Annotated in this window: 1 protein-coding gene; it reads right to left on the reverse strand. The window is 64.4% G+C overall.

The genetic code is table 11. The features are described from left to right. Positions 1 to 261, reverse strand: a 261-nt coding sequence (locus tag AUL34_RS21700; RefSeq protein ID WP_156421061.1) for a substrate-binding domain-containing protein, incomplete at both ends; no start/stop codon positions are given.

The raw sequence follows: 261 nt of genomic DNA on the forward strand, positions 1-261 counted from the left end.
CGCCTGGAGGACGCCGACCTGGAAGTTGTCGAAGGTCGTGTAGTAGTCGACGTTCGGCGAGTTGCGGATCAGGCGGTCGTAGGCGATGACCTTGATGCCCTTGTCGTGCGCCTGCTGCAGCACGTCGGTCAGCGTGGTGCCGTCGATCGAGGCGATCACCAGCGACTGGACGCCGGCGGCCACCATGTTCTCCAGCTGGCTGATCTGGGTCGGGATGTCGTCCTCGGCATACTGCAGGTCGGTCTTGTAGCCGCGCTCCTG

The sequence above is a fragment of the Aureimonas sp. AU22 genome (assembly GCF_001463745.1).
In the GTDB taxonomy this organism is placed as follows: Bacteria; Pseudomonadota; Alphaproteobacteria; order Rhizobiales; family Rhizobiaceae; genus Aureimonas.